Consider the following 17658-nt stretch of genomic DNA (forward strand, 5'->3'; position numbering starts at 1 on the left):
GGCCTTCCAGAATTTCTGATGATTGGTTGAAAGTACGGTAAAGAACTTTTTGAGTTACAGGCATTTTTTAAGCTCCTGACAAAAATTATCAGTTTTCTGCCGGATATAGGCTTGGCGGATATAAGCAATACGTACCACCGCTGGAATGGTGATACGAAAAGCGGGTCCTGTGAGATCATAGGTGACCCAGGCTGCGGATATGACTGCTGCGATTGGGTTCATTAACGCTGGAGTGCGGGTCGCGATTAATTTTCCAATCAGAGGCATGCCAAGTTTTGCTGCCACATTTAGTGCTGGAATCATCGCCGAATTGACCAGGCGGGAAAGTGCATAGGGTCCGCAGGCGGAGTAAAGACAGGAGACTAAATCAGCTGTCTTTCCCTTTTTCAATAATTGCTAGAATTGCTGGCTATCCAATTTACAATTATGCGCATTAAACAACGCCTCTATTTCTTCCTTACTCTTTCCTTTAAGAGAGGTGGCCAGAATTTTTTTGATGATTAATTCTTCTACATCGCAGATGGAGGAATTTTCAGGTACTCTTACCCCGATTTTATTGGCGACATCCGTGGCGACGGTAAAGTAAGAAGGCTGAGAGGTTGGGCGGAATGCATTAACAACGGTGTTTCCACCAAACGCACAGATTTCATGTGCTAAGTCTGGGCTGATGATGTGAAGTGTTCTGCATCTCTTATGTGCCAGGATGTTTTTCTTACTGCTTTCTGTCAGTGACAGACGGCCTTTGCCTGAATCAGTAATGATATCAGCCAGTTCAGAAAGTTGTGCAGTAGAAGCATAACGCAACAACTTATCAAGTGAGAGCGTCTTATTAATCAGTGGGACAGGTTGTTCTGAACTCACTTTACTCTTCTCCCTAAAATGAGATTACGTGATGCTTTGCGTGTTTTTAAACGGGCCTTATTTAAGCCGTGCCATAGCGTTCTGAAGTTGAGCGCTACTATCAGCATTTTGTGACATACTATTAGCAAGCGTGGTGACAGATGCATTTAACGCCTGACGCGCCCGCAATGGGGCTTTAATTCGCTCCATCACGGCGAGCGAGTCCCGATACCCCTGGTCAATCCATGAGTCGATGTTTTCAGCAGTGAAGCCTAGTAGATCCTTTATTCCTCCTAATACGCCTATATTGCGACTTAATGAGGTCTGCGGACGGATTTCTACGATTGTAACGTCCGGGAAACGATGGCGATCCCATAATGAGCCGTCGCTCAAATGCGTGACGATCACCATATTGCAACCCGCCGCAACCAGTGGGGTGACAGGCGTATTACCTTGCAGGGTTGCCCATCCGCCCATTCCGCCATCACTGTAATGCTTGCCGTTGATTTCGCGGGATTGAAATAACAGTGGCAGAGCTGCTGAAGCAAGTAACGCTTCTCTTTGCACTGCCGGAGGCAAGGCCTGGATATGTTGGAATTCCGAGTTTTGCGTCTTGCCCACGCCAAATTCTGCCAAAGCGCACTTTATAATGTCGGCCATGCCCCCTTCAGTGGGGTAGAGAGAAGCATATAAGGGCGTTCCGCGTGCTAATGCATCGGGGGCCAGAAACCGGTTCATCAATTCTATTAGTGGTTGGTCAGATAGAAGAGATTCATCTTGTTGCAAAGCAGACAATGACTTCACTCCCAGGCTACTCATCAGAGTGCTTATCAATGTTCCGGATTTACTGAGGAATGGCGAAAGCCCCATGGAGAGACCAAATTGCGTCAGTAACCGCAGATAAGCTGATTTATTTACTTTAAGCACCTCGTTAGTGCCCAGATGATGCCATATATCACCCATCCGGGCAGAGCCCTGTTCCAGCGAAGAAGAGGAGGAAAGAATGGCACCATTTAGTGCGCCGATACTGGCACCTGAAATGCTGTGAACTTCCGTGCCTGACTCTGCAAGCGCCCTGACAACCCCAACCTGATAAGCGCCAATAGCACCGCCGCCGGACAGCGCCAGCCCGACTTTCATTGGTTGATTCATTTCAAATCCTCACTAAACACTTCGTCGACCATTGTGTCTGCAATTCGTTCGGCTGAGCAAATCCGCGGCATCCGCAAGGGTAGCGTTTCATAGGACTGAGTAACCGCCCAGCTAACCGGATGAATCTCTTCATTACACCAGTCAGCCATCCAATTAATGGTCGCAGGCCAGACCGTGTTTTGTACTGCGTTAGCTTGCCATCCCAACCAGCTTCGGACGTCGTGGCGCGCATTGGATGTTGTTCCGTAATCCAGAGCCATCTGGATCAATGCCCTGTTTTTCAACATCTCAATAAACTGCTCCGCCTGTTTTGTTTCAGCCTGTCGGATAACGTCGCCAAAAGCCCCCCAGCGCAACTCTTCGAGTGCCACGTAGCAACGTCCGGCAAGTGGAAGCGCGGCGTAACGTCCAGCACTCCAGTTAGAGAAAACACGATCAAAGTGCAACTGACTCTGCTGAATGCTATCGACCCGCTGGAGTTGTTCCTCCAGTTTGCCAACGCGTTGGTTAACGTGACTGGCAAGCTCACGCAACTGTTCACGCGTGTCGGCCGAGTATTCCGCAATTTTCGCCGTATTCTGCATCAACGCATTGACGCGTTCGTTTACTCGCGACACGGCTAAATTGGTGCCTGCCAGAGATGACGTCAGTTCGGTGAGCCAGGTAAGGGAAGCCTGCATTCCATCATTTAAAGAAGCGTTTATCGCCTGTTGCCTGACAGATGATCGTCCACTCAAGCCCTCCTTAATTCGTTGAAAGAAAGATTGGTTTTGCGAACTGCGCAGGTGGTCGTTTACAACATCGATACCGTTAGCAAAATCGACAACGAATTTTTCAGGAATACACTCGAGTACCTGGCAGGCTTCAATCTCAGGAAAAATTTCTTTGAAAAGTGTCATCAGAGCAGCGTCTCCAGTTCTTCTTTAAGCGCTTTACTGTCTCGGATCATCTCCGGCGTCAGCTTTTGCAATTCAAGTAAACGTTCTGTGAGCTCTTCCTGCTGTTGCTTGTTACTTTTGTGATCCTCTGTACTTTGGATCAGGGTATTACGGAGTTGCTCAACTTTACTTTTGAATTGCTGGAAGAACAGGCTAATCTCAGCAACGATTGGGTCGTTGATTTGTTCTTTTATATGTTTATTGAGCTGTTCGAAATGTTCGTGGGTCTGAACTTCCACTGCTGATTTTATTTTATTGATATCAACCACTGATTTGACAACGTCCACGCTGTAATCTTCCCAACCCCAGTCGCTGGTACCAAACCATTTGCATACGGATCCCCACACACCACTGGAGCGTCGAGATCGCGTCTCTTTAAACGATTTTTCTTCAAGCAGAGTGGTCATACGAGTTCTGACAGATAGGGGAGACTGCAGGTTTTTAACCTGCGGGAACGAGATCTTAATTGAGAAGCCTCCCTCTTCCAGGCGTGAATTGATCTGATTAGCAATATTGTCTATCGCTGTCAGCGCGTTACCGTGGAAACTCTCTTCTATTCCGGCAACAATATCTGTCAGGGTCGGCTTTATATGACCCTCGATTTGATCCAGAAGTGACATCACTGAATCTTCAATTTTGGCCACAAATGCTTCCGCGTCACGACGTTCAGTAAATGTCACAATTGGGCTATTGGGATCGAAATCGCGCGCTTGTGTTCTGAAATTGCTTGTCCATCCTTTGAAAAATCCTCCCCATAAGCTTTCAGTGACTTTAGGCAGTGAAGATTCAAGTGCTTCTTCTTCCATGCGTTTACCTTCACGGAAGTAATGTTCGATTTCTCCGTCCAGTTTTTCCTGAACCTGCGTCATTAATGCTTCTGATTCCTGATTTACCCGCAGCATGGAAGCTTTGACTTCTTGATCTACCGATTTCTGACAGCGACTGACACTTTCGATATCGTTAAGCAAATCATTAATTTGCTGCTGCAATGTATCAATACTCGCTCTGAGTCCTTGATGGCGTACGGAGAGATATTCGTTAGCGTTTTCCGCATTTTGTACCAGTTTTGATGCAGCAGAATCCACGGCTAAGGCAGCGGCTTTAGCATGTGCTGCCTGAATGACTTCAGCGATCAACTTATCAAACAATGAGTGGCGCCAGATCTTTTCGGCACGATTCAGGCTCTGAACTTTATCCTGCAGGTCGCTTTCATCCCACATTTGTCCATAAGCCAGTTGAGCAAAGTCATTCACCCATTCTTCACTGATTGGTAGTGAATCAGAATAGCTAAGGACGTTTCGGGCCCGGTTGGCGAGGTATGCATGGCGGGAAGATCCTGGATAAACCTGCTCTGCAGTCAGAAGATCGCCATCGAGCATTGCCGGAACATTTTGCTTAACCGTCGCGGCGTCATCGCTGTTACGATCTTTCTGATCAAACTTGTTCACCAGAATAAACAGGCGCCCGGCAGCCACTTCAGCGATAGCATTGAGTTCTTTACGCACATCCTGGTCGGCAAGAGAATTTAACTGGGTGTAATCGAGTACGGCCAGAACAGCGGAAGCTTTCTGCAGTTGATCGCGCATCATTGCCTGCAAATGTGGCTGACCTGCTTCGTTTGGACCTGGGGTATCCAGCAAGGTTAACGTACCCTGGCTATCATCCAAACTGGTCAGGTGGCTAAATTCCACCTCAATAACCGGAAGCTCATGGAATTCGTCGTAGGCATCAAAAGGGAATTCGACTTCAAGTTCGCTGGCAAGGCGCACAAGGTCGTTAAGATGGGTCAGACAGGAGAAAATTTCTTCCTCACCATGATAGGTATCTTTCAACCATTCAACATTGTGAGTGATTGCCAGTAATTTTTTCTTCTCACTGTCTTTTTCCAGCTGACGAACAAGATGTTTACCTTCTGATGTGCTGATTTTCTTACTCAAACTAATCAGAAGGTTATGCAGTGCGTCAGTATTGTTCAGCTGTAAATCCGGGATGAGCTTGCCTGGTACATGGCGAATCAGTGTCGGTATCGACGTCATTGGACGATTACGGTTGGGCAGAATTTCTTTGCCAACAATTGCATTAATGGTGGTGGATTTTCCCGCTTTCATGGTGCCGACGACGGCAAGCACGATCTCCTTACGGACGATTTTTAACCGCTCACCCTCAAGTTCTTCAACTCTTTTCTCCGCTTTATGCCGGGCAAATAATTGCCCCTGGTCATATCGCTGGTTATCGGCTAATACTTTCGGTTCGTTAATCATCTTGTGTAGCAATTCAATATTCAGCTGTAATAGCCTGCCAGCTTCATCACAGAGCAAAGCAATGTTGTTCTCGTGCATGATCATCCTTATTAAAATGTAGAAAGTACCGTCCCTGACGCCTGACATTGGTGTAAACTCACTACATCAGAAGCGGCAGAAGAAAAATTCACTATTTGATTATTAATAACGGCAAATGCCTGAAAAACTTCAGGTTAATTTATCAGTCAGATAATGGAGTCCTTCTGCTTTTAGTCAGGGGAGAAAAGTTGGGTGCAGCATTAATCACCGACTGTATACTTTCTCTGTTCCTGACATCCTCTTGAAGCGTGTTCACTGAGAAGGGATTGCCATGTAATTGCGCACGAAGGTTATCCCAGCGCTGGCTGAGAACTTGCCAGTTCCGCTCGTCGTAGGTGCCTTTGAAGACAATTGGCATGAAATCTATGGTGGGTAATGCATCGCCGCGTTCTCCTACGGCCAATGCTTCTTCAAGTTTTTTCTGCCAGAGGCTGTTCAATCGATCGACCCGGCCAATCTGTTGCTCTACCACGCCAGGATTCCATTCCGGATGTAGCATGATTACTGTTCTACAGGCCAGGTGCAGGTTCAGCCCCTCTCTGGCGACCATCGACTGAGCGACCAGAACAGAAGGACGGCTGTATTGGCGGTTGAAGGCCAGATTAAGCAGGTTGCGACTGGCCGCAGAGGTTTGTCCATTCATCAGGCGTGCATAGTCACTTTCGCGACGGCTGTACTCTTCATGGAGCCAGTCCACAACAGCTTGCCAGCGTTGCTCTGTAAACTGACTCTCCCCGTCAACTTCTTCATCACTGTCGGGGTTATCACGGCCACGCATGACATTAACGATATCGGTAAAGACTTCTGCCAGGCGTGCAGGGGAGCGTCGTTCATCTGCGGCCCCGGTAAGTGCATAAATAGCCCTGGCAACAATGACTAAATCTTCATTACCCTCACGATGGATAGCACGTTGCTTAAAGACGGCAAACAGTGTTTTCACATTGTCACTTTCGCAGGCTGATAATCCCTCATCAAGCCGCGAGATCAGGCTGTTACGAAACGCGATACGACTGTTATTAAGCTCTTTATACTGACTGGCAAGCTGCGCATTAATGGCGTCTTGATCGGCTTCGCCATCATATAGCTGGCGCCAGGCACACTGAACGGCAGGCCACTCGAGTAAAGGCAACTGTTCATGCGGCCAGTAATCCTGTTTTGACTTCAGCGTTCGCAACATTTCACGTGCATTAAGCAATTGCACCAGCGCGGTCATCGGGCGAGTAAACCGGCCAAAAACCAATACTTTTTCATCGCGAGAGCAAACCTCCTCCACGGCTTCAACCGCAGCCAGGATCGCGGGATGGGTAAAGAGGGTTGTTCCTTCTTCCGTGTTCAGGACGGAGTTGAGTTGGCTCTGCCACCATTTGACACGTTGCTGGCGCTTATTTACGCATGTGTTGGTTTCCGGTTTAGCGACTTCCTGCTGCTCCGTTTCGAGCGAATGCGTCGCGCCTTCATCTGGATTGTTTAACAGCGTGGCGATACCATGACCGTTGCCAACCGTCAGCCGCAGTCGTTGTGTGGCGCTATCTTCGTGCATGTGGGAAGCAAACGAGAGCGCTTCAGCTGCACAAATCGCCTGTTTCCAGTTCATCGGCAGCGTGAAGGTATCCACTACGATCTCTTTCTTACGACGATAGGGACGAGTTGAGTGCTGATGGAATTTCTGCACAAATTCGTCTTCGCGTTTGTCACGACGTAACAGATAAGGGGACAGTGCCTGCTCAAACGCAGCGGCGGCCAGGTAATACTTCTGTTGTGACAGGCTGTTGGCGTAGTTTTCCCTGATATCTGCGACGGCGGCCTGGTAATGTTCAATGGCCTGAATAGCTTCGGGAGAACTGATCTCAATACGCGCCAGCATTTGTATCCATTGCTGGCTATCGAGTTCAATGGGCGTTGCGCTCACGGCCAGCCGTCGGGTTTCACCAGCAGGCTGAATGATATTTTCCAGCAAACGATTCAGGCTGCTGTTGTGTCCCCGGCTTTTATGCGCTTCATCGACGATAACAAGATCAAATGTCCCGAGGCCGAGCCCCACACTGGTTTCAAGCTGTTCGCGTTGTGATGAATGCACGCCATACTGCTCATCTAACAGCGCGTTATCCCAGTGGATCTCACGATTCAGCGATTTGATCTTTTCTTTGGCTGGATGTGCAGTCGGCAGACGGCGTATCGCCGTGCTGATTTTTTTGGCAGCCAGCTTGAGATAAGGCTCGGTTAATGAAGGGCAGTCACGCCTGTCAGACCACTGCCAGCAGAGTTCCGGAAGCAATCCCCAACGCCACGGATGACTGTTTTCACCCAGTCGCCAGTTAGCCATGGCGTGGGAAACAATCAGGCAATCTTCCTCAAACCAGGGGACAGATGGTGTATCCGTTCCCCAGGCACTCATATATTGCTTAAGGCTAAGCAGCGGTGATGAAGGGGTGACACCTGCCGTTTGCAGCTCATCCCGCCAGTTGGTCGCCAGTCCGCCAGGAATCAACACGGCAACTCTGCCGCCAGCCGCAATGACGCAGCGCGAAAGCGCCGCGGCGATGCGGGTTTTGCCCATACCCACTTCATCCGCCAGGATAATGCCATGATGTTCAATGCGATCGGCAATCGCCAGCAAGGCGGCTTTTTGTCCGGCATTAAGCTCTACCTGTTCCTGCGCAACCAATTCGCGCAGTAACTCAGTGACGACAGGCCAACCCCGAAAGTTATTCTTCATTTACGCTCTCCGGAAATGGGCCAGGGAATCGACACCCCAGGCTTGTTCAATACGCATCAGCATCTGCAGATAATCCTGCCCCTTATCGCTCTGGTCATCTTCGGCATACACCGGTCGGAAAGGGGCTTCTTTCAGCGGACTGAGTGGATTGATGCCAAGATCCATAAAGCGGGTGATATCGCTATTTTCGCTCGCCTGAATCAGTGCCTGCTCGAGACTCCGACACCAGTAAAGCCACTGGCTTTCAGGAAGCGTGGTCTGACGCTCGGCAATACCTTCGATTAACGCCATCACCTGCCTGACAGACTGAGAGGAGACTGGCTGGTCGTCAGAATTTATCGCAAAAGAACCGGCCGTTGAGGTTGTCAAATCGCTGGTTAGATCGGCGAAATCCACATCGGGTGTGTGAGGAAAACTGGATAGCTGCCAAAGCACTTCTTCCAGATCGAGCGGTCGCAAAGGCGTTGCTGCAATACGGCCAAACGCATCAATAACGGGAATTTTTGCACTCTCCGTCCCGTTATCTGACTGCCAGGTAATGTTAACCCAGCGTGGCATTTCTCCCTGCCACAGAAAACCCTGCTGAACCAGGGGACACGAAGTCCCGTCAGATGCTAAAACGGTGATTTTATGCCCGGGGAGTCCAGGGGAATGAAGGGCACCCTGACCGTCCGCAAGGGGGTTCCATTTCAGCCAGGTTATGGGCGGTGCAAAGTGGGGAGAGCGTTCCTCCATCTCCTGTCCCGCCTGAAGGGGTATTTGCAGAGCATCACAATCAATCTCCGACTGGATGGGGAGTAACCATGTCAGGGTTTTTTCGGGTGCCAACTTCCCGGCACGGGACCTCGCCAACCGTTCCGGTGAAAAGAACACGCCGGCTTCAAGATTGCCCATGCCTGTTTTCATTCGCTGCATAAAGCCAGGTCCGGTAAGGTTTCCTGAGCCCATATAAAGCCAGCACTGGGTCAACGTATCGCTGACGTTGCGGTAGTTAGCACTGAAAATAAATTTAGCATGCAGGGTACGTTCAGTCTTTGCCAGCTGAGAAGGGGGTCTGACAGTGATATTTTGTTCTTTGAGTTTTGCCACATTACTGGCAACCGCCTGGCAAGCCTCAGGATTAACGTAGAGATCAATTTCCGGTTTTTTTGTTAATAAATCGTCATCCTGTAAAAGTTGGACAATTTTTTGTGGTACTAATGATTTATCGCCTCTTCCTCCTTCATAGAAACCGGACCCCATTGCAAGATAATTTCTTTTTACAGCGACAGCAGGCTGTTCCAGCCAGGATTTTAACTGATTAAAGAGTGACCTTTTGCGGTTATCGACCAGACGGGGTTTACCGCGGGCATATTTGCGGCATGTATTGAGCCAGGCGTTAACATCCAGTTGCGCCAGCCCGCCAGTTGTTAGACGATCGTTTACTTCTAATGACAGCAGGCTGGTGTCACACCAGGAGGCAATTTCCTCAAACAGATTTTGCGCGGCACGAAAATCCGCACAACTCTGTTGAATATCATCGGTGACGTTGCCCAGCGCATCACTGGAGAGATCCAGACACCAGACCAAATCAATGCTTTCAGTCAGTGTTTCTTTTGTCCAGTTTCCGGTGCTGACGAGCAACCGTAACCACCAGGCATTTTCCGCTTGGTCAGGCTTAAACCCCAGGATCGCGACTTTCGCATGAAGTAAATTCAAAGGTGGGGCTGACTTCATCTGGCAATGTAATACGCCGGGGACATCAGCCGCAGAGATAGGTTTATTTCCGGCATCAAGAAAGAGTGCCAGTTTTATTTGTCCGTGATGAGCCCGCGCAGCCTGATTAAGACAGCTGAAGCGATCCACCGCATTTTCCAGAAAGTCATCCGTTGCTGAGTAGCCACACAGCCAGCCAAAATGTCCCTTATAACCCTCAGGTGCATCAAAATAGCCGGCCAGAGAGGGCGGTAGTTTTGAAAAATCAGCCATTATGCATTTCCTTCTTTAAGCCAGTCTGCCAGTTCGCCATGTAGATCAAGGTTGAGCCGGAAAAGGTTGCGGATTCGCCGGGATATCTCTGCAGGCCAGAAATCAGAGACGTCTGCGGCGTCTTGTTCTTCTTCATCGGTGTTCTGAAAGGGTTGAGAGGCCGCGCTATCAAAGGCCGGACCCGGTTCAATCAGGTCGCCTTTTAGCTTGAGAATATGACCGTCGCGACTGACCAGTGCACGTAATAACACCGCAGGGTCCAGGGTACATTCGCTGCAAAATTGGTTTGCAGCAGCGTCATTGTGTTGCAAATCCAAAAATGCTTGTGCGTAATGCCTCAGCTTTTCAGCCGCGTCACTGATAGCCACCGGAAGTTCGTGATGCAAAGAGAAAACAGGGCCAGGGCCACGCTGAGCCATTTCAGACTCAAGACGATCCAGCAGTGCCAGTGCAGTGTTTTGCGTTTTAAAGAAATATGCACCTGCCTGCAAATCGTGCCAGTGAACTGATGAAATTTCGTCAGGGCGATCTTGCCAGCTGAGTGGTTCAGGCGGGGACTGGCGCAAGCGATCCATCCATTGCAGGGCATCCCTGCGACGCTTGCTATCTTCGTCGTTACCAGCATTTTCCAGCTGGTTTCGTATCAGCAAACAGGCATCTTGCGATAAGGGGATTAATGGCGAAGTGATGGATTTTGGGGGCTTTCTGTCAGGTGAGCTGATCCATTTTTTCAGCTCAGCCATTTGCGGCGCTTCAAGCCTGACAAGTTGCTCGCCCACCGGGCTACACTGAAAAGCGTTAAAGTTACGCTGAGCGTGAACAAATCCCAGAGCGGGCAGTGCTTCAATCGTACCCATGCGCATCGGTATGGTGACGTAGAAAGCGCGTCTTCTTGCGGCGTTGAAGGTCAGGCTGTCAGGTTTTAATGTGCGAATTTTTTGGATGCCACGCAGACGGCGATCTCTGTTCTTTCCTTCATTCTCCTGAAAGCCCTGCCAGCAGCAAAGAGCTTCAATGGCATTCGCGGCTTCGATATTGCTGACGTTCTCGCCCATTTGACTGGCGATAGCCACACCCTGTAATGCCATTATCAGTTGGCGGCCAAACCAGACGCCGCCTAAACCCGGCACAGCCCGATGATGGAAACGTGCAACAATTTCGTTAAGTTGTAAGGTGCGTGTTCTTCTGACGGAAGGTACGGTTGCAGGTGCGCAAAGACCCCAGGTGATGCTGTTCAGGCTCATTCTGTGATCTATCCTTCTACAACCGGCTGCCGTTGAACGTTACTGACTGCTTCCCCAAAGGCAGCTAAAAACCACTTCAGCATGGCGCTGTCTACCACCGTGGCGGAGAATTCCAGGCGTTCATTGCCTATTTCCCGATGGGTTTGATCCAGTGAAAGCGGTGATTCAATCAAGTGGAATCCAGCGGTACGGTCAATTTCAAACGTAAGAAATATCTGGTGGCCTTCACCAAATCCAAAGCGGCCATCGTCATCATATTTTTTTAGATTGAATTCGGCTGGACGCTCGAAAGTAAAGGTACTGACACTGGTGGAAAGAATGCGATTAAGCGCCAGACTGCGTTCGTTGTTGTAGCCTTCGAAACGACAGACCAGGTAGAGGCGAGGGCCTTGCTGCGCCAGGCCCAATGGCATCACTGTGTTTTCACTCTCTTTTCCGCCTGCATTGCGATAGGTGATGCGCAATAAACGATTGAGATATAACGCTTCACTAACGGATTCAAACACGCCATCAGCAATCGGTGGCGGCAGCAACGGTTGGCTGGTTGCCACAATGCGTACTTTATCCGGCCATTCTGCTTCAAGTCGGCTAGGGCCGTTGTCATGCAAATTACGTTGCGCCTGGGTGAACAGCCCGGTCATGGATTTGATTAATCGGCTTGGCAGAATAGGCTTCAGATGTGCTTCTGCCATTGCCAATAGCAGCGATTCTTGCGGCGTCAGCATCGGTAGCGAGACGCCATTAGAATTCTCCAGCCAGCGATAGCCATAGGGACGACTGCGGTCGTCGCACTCAATATCAAAATGGTCGCAGAGCATCTCCAGATTACGCTGAATAGTCCTTAAATCGCGCTCGATTCCAGCGTGCAATAACTGTTCATGCAGTTCTCTTGCAGTGATTTTTCTGCCGCGTGGAATGCGGCGCAGAAGCTCAAGAGCCAGCACGGTGGTTTCAATAGTTTCGGGTCTTTTTGCCATTTTGATTCCCTATCAAATTACTTAGTGCAGAAAGCCAATCGCTGATTGATCGCGTTTTTTCATCCAGCACTCGGTTTTCAGTGCGGCAACAAAGGCTTCCACTGATGTCACTGGTCTGAATTGATGTTGACGTGCTACCAGCGCAAAATCGCCGGGTGTCAGATAGTCCAGTTTTGATATTTCCTTAATGACACCAGATTGCGGCTCATTGAGCTGAAGCTCACGGCAGTAGAGATTCAGCAATGCCACAGCCTGTTCATCACAGAGATAGTTGAAACGCACCTTAAGATCGAAACGACGCAGCGCGGCGGCATCCGGAACATCAAATCTGTTCGTAGTGGCGATCAAAATACCTTCAAACTGTGCCATCTGGCTCAGCATCTCGTTGGCGCTGCTTACCTGCCAGGGGGACTGAAATTCGTCGCGTACGCTGAGAAAACTGTCAATCTCATCAATCAGCAGTAGCGCATTGTCGCGGTACGCCTGATCAAATAGTGCCGCTATGTTCTGTTCACTTTCACCCACGTAACGACCAAAAAGCTGTGAGGCTTTGCGTTCGATAACCACCATATCTAGCTGCTTCGCCAGCCAATATACCCATGCAGTTTTACCTGTGCCCGGTGGGCCATAAAGACAAAAACGAGCTGATTGGCCACGCATCAGAGTTTTTCCAATCTCACCAAGGGGAACATCACTATTGATAAATGCAGAGTCATAGAGCGCTGATGTTTGGGCAGCAACATGACGTTTTATCGGCCTATGGCCCTGTGCCTTTAGGGTGTTATTGATTAAATACATTAAAGTCTCATGGCGTTTTTCTTTTGATAGCTTGTCGCCAATGCCCTTAAGGACACTTGCCGCCCGGTTAACAACCGCCGGTGCAAGATAAGGTGCTTCAGCTAATTGAGAGATGGCGTCAGGTGCCAGTATCTCGCCGCAGGCTTGCTGTATAATCTCTGCCCGCAGCTCACGTGGTGGGGCATTGAGCTCAATTACCATGTCAAAGCGGCGCACCAGAGCCGGATCCATACAGCTGATGTCATTGGCTACCCAGAGAGAGGGGACGACATTCTCTTCCAATAAGCGATTGATCCATGCTTTCGCTAATGGAAGCGGGTTGCTGTTATGTATTCCGGGACTTTCGACAAAAACATCTTCAGCCTCATCGAGTAGAATGAGCGATTTTTCTTCAATGAATAAACGCTGAGCTGCACGCCAGGCACGTAAACGACAACTGCCGCTGAGCGGGCGTAGGGCTTCATTCTCACTGCTAACTTCATAGAGAGGAGTCTGCAACTCTTCGGCGATCAAGCGGCATAGCTGACTTTTACCACTGCCCGGTTGACCATGAATCAGGATGTTTACCCCAACGCGATCGGTGCTAAGCGCGTGGTGCAACCATTGACGCAGAATATTGACCGCCGGGATGTAGGCATAATTGTTTAACGTCAGTTGGGCGGGTCCGCAGCTGTTAATCATGCCCTGCAGTAGCCGCGCTGGACTCGTCTCACCAGCGTAAAGGCGTTCTGACAATGTTGGCGAGAAAGGCTCAAGTTTGCTGCGTAGCAAATGTGCGCCATTCATTTCAAGACTAATCAGCCCGGTTTTAGTTAAGGTGCTCGTAGGGCCAAGCGCATCGCGTACATCGATCTCGGTTATATCTAAAATCGCCGCCAACACGCGATAAACGTTTGCGGAGGTGAGCGGCCCAAGCCATTCAGTGACGTCACCGAGGAGCCTCTCCTGATGCAACTGCAGTGTGAATTCCAGAATAGATTTTTCATCACTGTTCAGGCCAATACGCGTGGAAAATCTGCTCACTGCAGAATGAAAAATAGAATACTGGGTTAGCGAATTATGCTGTTCAGCATCCTGATAATATTTTCGTAACTTATTCAGTAACGAATCTTGATCTTGTTGGCTAAAGTTAAAAGGATTTTCATGGGTAAGATGAAGATAATCAGCCAGCTGCTGATTGCTAAATCCATGCTGAGTAATAAACTGTTTATGTGCGCCCAGGCGAAAAAGTATCCGCAAAATCCACTGTTGCATTTTAGTATCCCGATAATTCATTTCAGCGACTTCAGTTAGTTCAGCAGACTTTTCAGCGTTCATATTTATCCCTCTTGAAAATGCTATTTTCATATTGCGCTGTGACATTTTGTGTCGCAGGGAGTGAGGGTGGTTTTTTATGTTTTTTTGTTCGCCTGCGGCACAAGTTGTCGCAGGGGTATGAATGGGTTTTTGTGTTGGCAAATAATTATATTAAATTTTCCCTTCTCATTGCCGATAACGCTTTTTCAGCCCTGAGTTAATTGTATTTGTTCGCAAGGTATACGTTTTAATCTGTGAGGAAATGGAAATGCCAAGTAAATCTATACGTTCGATGATTAAAGAGATTAACAATCCGGATGCCGATGGTAACGGGCTTTGGTTGCCAAATATTCAGCGACAATTTGTATGGAACAAGGAGCAGATTGCCAGGTTGTGTGACTCAGTGATGCGCCGCTACCCATTATCATCCATGCTATTATGGCGTACGAATGAACCGATCAAGTATCGAAGCTTTATCCAGAACCTTAATGGCGGCAAAGTAGATCTCAAAAGTCATTACCAGCACAATCCAAAGAAATTAAAACGTCTGGTTTTGGATGGGCAGCAACGATTACAAAGTTTTTATCTTGCTCTACAAGGTTGCATCGATAACGAAGTGCTTCATTTGAATGTATTAAGCGGAGAGCAGGTAGGTTCAGAGGAGATCCGTTATCGGTTTGAGTTTAAAGTACCTGCAAAAAAAAACTGGCCGTGGGTACCTCTGGCTAAAATTATTTACTCAGGTAGTCTTCCGGAGGATTTACTTTTTGAACTAGCGGAAGATGAAGTTGCGGCACTCACTGATAATCAACGGCGCCAGGCAATACGTAATTTGAGTCTTGCTCAGCGTGAGTTCGGCAATGATAGCGTTTTGCTTTATCATGAAATTGATAGCACCCAGGATGATAACGCGCTAAAATTTGAAGATGTGGTTGAAGTATTCATTCGTGCTAACTCTGGTGGTACTAAATTAAATAAATCAGATTTGATGTTTACGCTGCTTTCTACGGAGTGGGAAGATGCAGATATCGTATTTGAAGAGTTTTTAGATAAAATTAACGATAATGAAAGATTCCAGTTTTCACGCGACTTTCTTATTAAGCTTAGTACAACAGTACTTGGCTATAATGCGAAGTATGATGTCGATAAACTTCGGGACGATCAGGTTAGGAAGGAAATTAGCGAAAACTGGCCAGATATTGCTGATGCATTACTTTTTGTTAAAGATGAGATCGTTACCAGTACTTACATCCGTTCTCACAAGGCGTTAACGTCTTATAATGCGCTTATTCCTTTAGTTTATTTGCAATATCACTTTCCCGGACAGTTATCTAAATCAAAAATTCTTCACGAATATTTTGTTCCTGCGCTGTTTGCTGGAGTGTTTTCTGGTCAGCCAGATAGTGTTATAGATAAGATGGTTAAATCTATAAAAGAAAATGAAGGGTTTGATATAAAGAAAATCAAGTTGTTGATTGAATCTTCTAACAAATATTTACATGTTAATGAAAGTCACGTATTAAATTATTGTGGCTATGGGTCTGGGAATATTCATTTGCTCTTCAATATTTGGTATGGCAGGGAATATAGGGCGGGTGGATTCCAGCATGAGCCTCAAATAGATCATATTTTTGCTCGCAGTATACTTAAAGACCAGAAGGAATTGAACGACGCTACAGGACGAGAAGTTCAGCGTTATGGTGCCTGGGAAATAAACCAATTGGCAAATTGTATGTTGCTGCCCGCACATCAAAATGGTGCAGGCGATAAAGGTGATAAATCAGTCGATAAATGGCTGGCTGAGCAATCAGAAGAGTTTCTCGATTTACACTGTATCCCAAAAACAAAAACATTATGGAAAGTCGAAAATTATGAACGCTTCATTGATAAGCGCCAGCAGCTAATCATTAAGCGATGTGAGGAGTTGGGATTACTCAGCTCAGAGGAGTAATGCAACCGGAGCAATTCTGCACAGGGTGACAGAGTTGCTTTTAACCTTACATTGCTCACTCTTTTGTATAAGCCTTCTGGCAAGGAGGCCGGTTTCAACTGGCTATGCCTGTAGATAACTGGAACGCGCCACCATCAACGATGACGAGGTTGCGATTATCAGCTGCTGAAAAAGTGACGGATAAAGTGAGAAGAGGTGAGGGAGGGTAAGCGACCGCTGGCCCATGTTGTTCTGCGCAGACAGGTATAGAAAGAAAATGCCGTGCCAGATCCACCTTTCAGGGAAAATGAACAGTGGCTCTCTCTGTTGCAGAGAGAGCCAAAGATTAACCTATTAAGATGGCCCGGATATCATTAACGTTGGTTAATGTCGGCCCGGTGATCAGCAGATCATTAATCGCATGAAAATAGCTGTAGCTGTCATGTGCGTTGAGATAGCTAAGCGCATCAAGCCCGCAGTTTTTTCCTCGCGCCAGCGTATCCGGAAAAATCATCGCACCCGCAGCCTCCTCGGTGCCATCAATACCGTCACTGTCTCCCGCGATGGCCCAGATTCCGCTTTCTCCACGCAGTGCGCAGGCCAGCCCCAGTAAAAATTCGGTGTTACGCCCGCCTTTACCTGCCTTAGCCTCGTTTACCGTGACCGTTGTTTCTCCCCCGGACAGCAACAGAGCCGGCCCTTTCAGCGGCTGACCGTGCTGCTTCACTGATTTTGCGATGCCCGCCATGACGGTGGCGACTTCCCGGCTCTCACCTTCTATGGCATCGCCGAGTATCAGCGGGGTAATCCCGTGACGACGCGCCGCGCTGGCCGCGGCCTGTAATGCCATCGCGGGTGTGGCAATCATTCTGACCTCACCCTCAGACAGCATGCCTGACAACGCCAGTGGCTGGCTCAGCACATGGCGGACCGCGGCGGAGACCGGAATAGCGTAGCGCTCAAGCACCTTCAGCGCATCTTCTGGCGTGCTGCTGTCGGCTACCGTCGGACCCGATGCTACATCCGCCGGATTGTCACCCGGGACATCGCTGATAATCAATGTCACCACCCGTGCAGGCTGTGCCAGTGCAGCCAGCCTGCCGCCTTTTATCGCCGACAGGTGACGCCTGACCAGATTCATTTCTCTGATGCTGGCACCGCTGTGCAGCAATGCCCGGGTAACAGACTGTTTATCGGCCAGCGTGATACCCGGCGCGGGTAAGGCCATCACGGCGGAGCCACCGCCTGATATCAGCGCCAGCACCAGATCGTCGGGTGTCAGGCCTCGCAGTGTTTCCAGAATCAGCATCGCTGCCGTTTCACTCATCGCATCTGAAACCGGATGGGACGCCTCCAGAATACGGATACGCCCGGCAGGCACGGCGTGACCGTAGCGCGTCACCACCACGCCACTGACCTCCACGTCTGGCCAGGCGGCATCCACTGCCGCTGCCATGGCG

At 48.9% G+C, this 17658-nt stretch carries 12 protein-coding genes; 1 reads left to right on the forward strand and 11 read right to left on the reverse strand.

What is annotated here, in order from left to right:
• Positions 1-54: 54 nt before the first annotated feature.
• The 10 genes from HA41_RS20835 to HA41_RS18025 form a co-directional block, all read right to left on the reverse strand.
• Entirely contained in the window at positions 55-390 is a 336-nt protein-coding gene (locus HA41_RS20835) for a hypothetical protein (protein WP_143807361.1), read from the reverse strand.
• A gap of 6 nt (positions 391-396) precedes the next feature.
• Positions 397-861: a YaaW family protein gene (locus tag HA41_RS17985; RefSeq protein ID WP_094121908.1), complete on the reverse strand. Its 465-nt coding sequence runs from the start codon at positions 859-861 to the stop codon at positions 397-399.
• Positions 862-918: 57 nt separating this feature from the next.
• The gene (locus HA41_RS17990) at positions 919-1992 is read right to left on the reverse strand and encodes a patatin-like phospholipase family protein (RefSeq protein ID WP_094121909.1); all 1074 of its coding nucleotides are present in this window, start codon (positions 1990-1992) and stop codon (positions 919-921) included.
• The gene (locus HA41_RS17995) at positions 1989-2891 is read right to left on the reverse strand and encodes a diguanylate cyclase regulator RdcB family protein (RefSeq protein ID WP_094121910.1); all 903 of its coding nucleotides are present in this window, start codon (positions 2889-2891) and stop codon (positions 1989-1991) included. Before HA41_RS17995 ends, HA41_RS17990 begins: the two co-directional genes overlap by 4 nt.
• A complete protein-coding gene (locus HA41_RS18000) occupies positions 2891-5269 on the reverse strand; it encodes a dynamin family protein (RefSeq protein WP_094121915.1) in 2379 nt (792 codons plus the stop codon). The genes HA41_RS17995 and HA41_RS18000 overlap by 1 nt, the downstream gene beginning before the upstream one ends.
• A 142-nt stretch (positions 5270-5411) precedes the next feature.
• Entirely contained in the window at positions 5412-7886 is a 2475-nt protein-coding gene (locus HA41_RS18005; RefSeq protein ID WP_244175149.1) for an SNF2-related protein, read from the reverse strand.
• Positions 7887-7985: 99 nt separating this feature from the next.
• On the reverse strand, positions 7986-9953 hold the full coding sequence (locus HA41_RS18010) for a phospholipase D-like domain-containing protein (protein ID WP_094121912.1): 1968 nt from the start codon (positions 9951-9953) through the stop codon (positions 7986-7988).
• Positions 9953-11197 carry a hypothetical protein gene (locus HA41_RS18015; RefSeq protein WP_244175150.1) on the reverse strand — a complete coding sequence of 415 codons (1245 nt, stop codon included), beginning with the start codon at positions 11195-11197 and terminating at the stop codon, positions 9953-9955. The genes HA41_RS18010 and HA41_RS18015 overlap by 1 nt, the downstream gene beginning before the upstream one ends.
• 8 nt (positions 11198-11205) lie before the next feature.
• Complete coding sequence (locus HA41_RS18020; protein WP_094121913.1) at positions 11206-12174, reverse strand: helix-turn-helix transcriptional regulator; 969 nt, start codon at positions 12172-12174, stop codon at positions 11206-11208.
• A gap of 21 nt (positions 12175-12195) precedes the next feature.
• Complete coding sequence (locus HA41_RS18025; protein WP_244175151.1) at positions 12196-14289, reverse strand: AAA family ATPase; 2094 nt, start codon at positions 14287-14289, stop codon at positions 12196-12198.
• 247 nt (positions 14290-14536) lie between these two features.
• Between HA41_RS18025 and HA41_RS18030 the strand changes: the two genes are divergently transcribed.
• Positions 14537-16219, forward strand: coding sequence for a GmrSD restriction endonuclease domain-containing protein (locus HA41_RS18030; protein WP_158086630.1), 1683 nt, complete (start codon positions 14537-14539; stop codon positions 16217-16219).
• A 325-nt stretch (positions 16220-16544) separates the two neighbouring features.
• Here HA41_RS18030 and HA41_RS18035 read toward each other — a convergent pair.
• A partial coding sequence (locus tag HA41_RS18035; RefSeq protein WP_094121918.1) for a glycerate kinase type-2 family protein occupies positions 16545-17658 on the reverse strand: 1114 nt, incomplete at its 5' end.

It is taken from the genome of Pantoea conspicua, from assembly GCF_002095315.1.
In the GTDB taxonomy this organism is placed as follows: domain Bacteria; phylum Pseudomonadota; class Gammaproteobacteria; order Enterobacterales; family Enterobacteriaceae; genus Pantoea; species Pantoea conspicua.

Bases quoted from the DNA above. Each gene is read 5' to 3' on its own strand.
- HA41_RS17990 (WP_094121909.1), bottom strand. From the start codon at position 1,992: ATGAATCAACCAATGAAAGTCGGGCTGGCGCTGTCCGGCGGCGGTGCT.
- HA41_RS17995 (WP_094121910.1), bottom strand. From the start codon at position 2,891: ATGACACTTTTCAAAGAAATTTTTCCTGAGATTGAAGCCTGCCAGGTA.
- HA41_RS18000 (WP_094121915.1), bottom strand. From the start codon at position 5,269: ATGCACGAGAACAACATTGCTTTGCTCTGTGATGAAGCTGGCAGGCTA.
- HA41_RS18010 (WP_094121912.1), bottom strand. From the start codon at position 9,953: ATGGCTGATTTTTCAAAACTACCGCCCTCTCTGGCCGGCTATTTTGAT.
- HA41_RS18015 (WP_244175150.1), bottom strand. From the start codon at position 11,197: ATGAGCCTGAACAGCATCACCTGGGGTCTTTGCGCACCTGCAACCGTA.
- HA41_RS18020 (WP_094121913.1), bottom strand. From the start codon at position 12,174: ATGGCAAAAAGACCCGAAACTATTGAAACCACCGTGCTGGCTCTTGAG.
- HA41_RS18025 (WP_244175151.1), bottom strand. From the start codon at position 14,289: ATGAACGCTGAAAAGTCTGCTGAACTAACTGAAGTCGCTGAAATGAAT.
- HA41_RS18030 (WP_158086630.1), top strand. From the start codon at position 14,537: ATGCCAAGTAAATCTATACGTTCGATGATTAAAGAGATTAACAATCCG.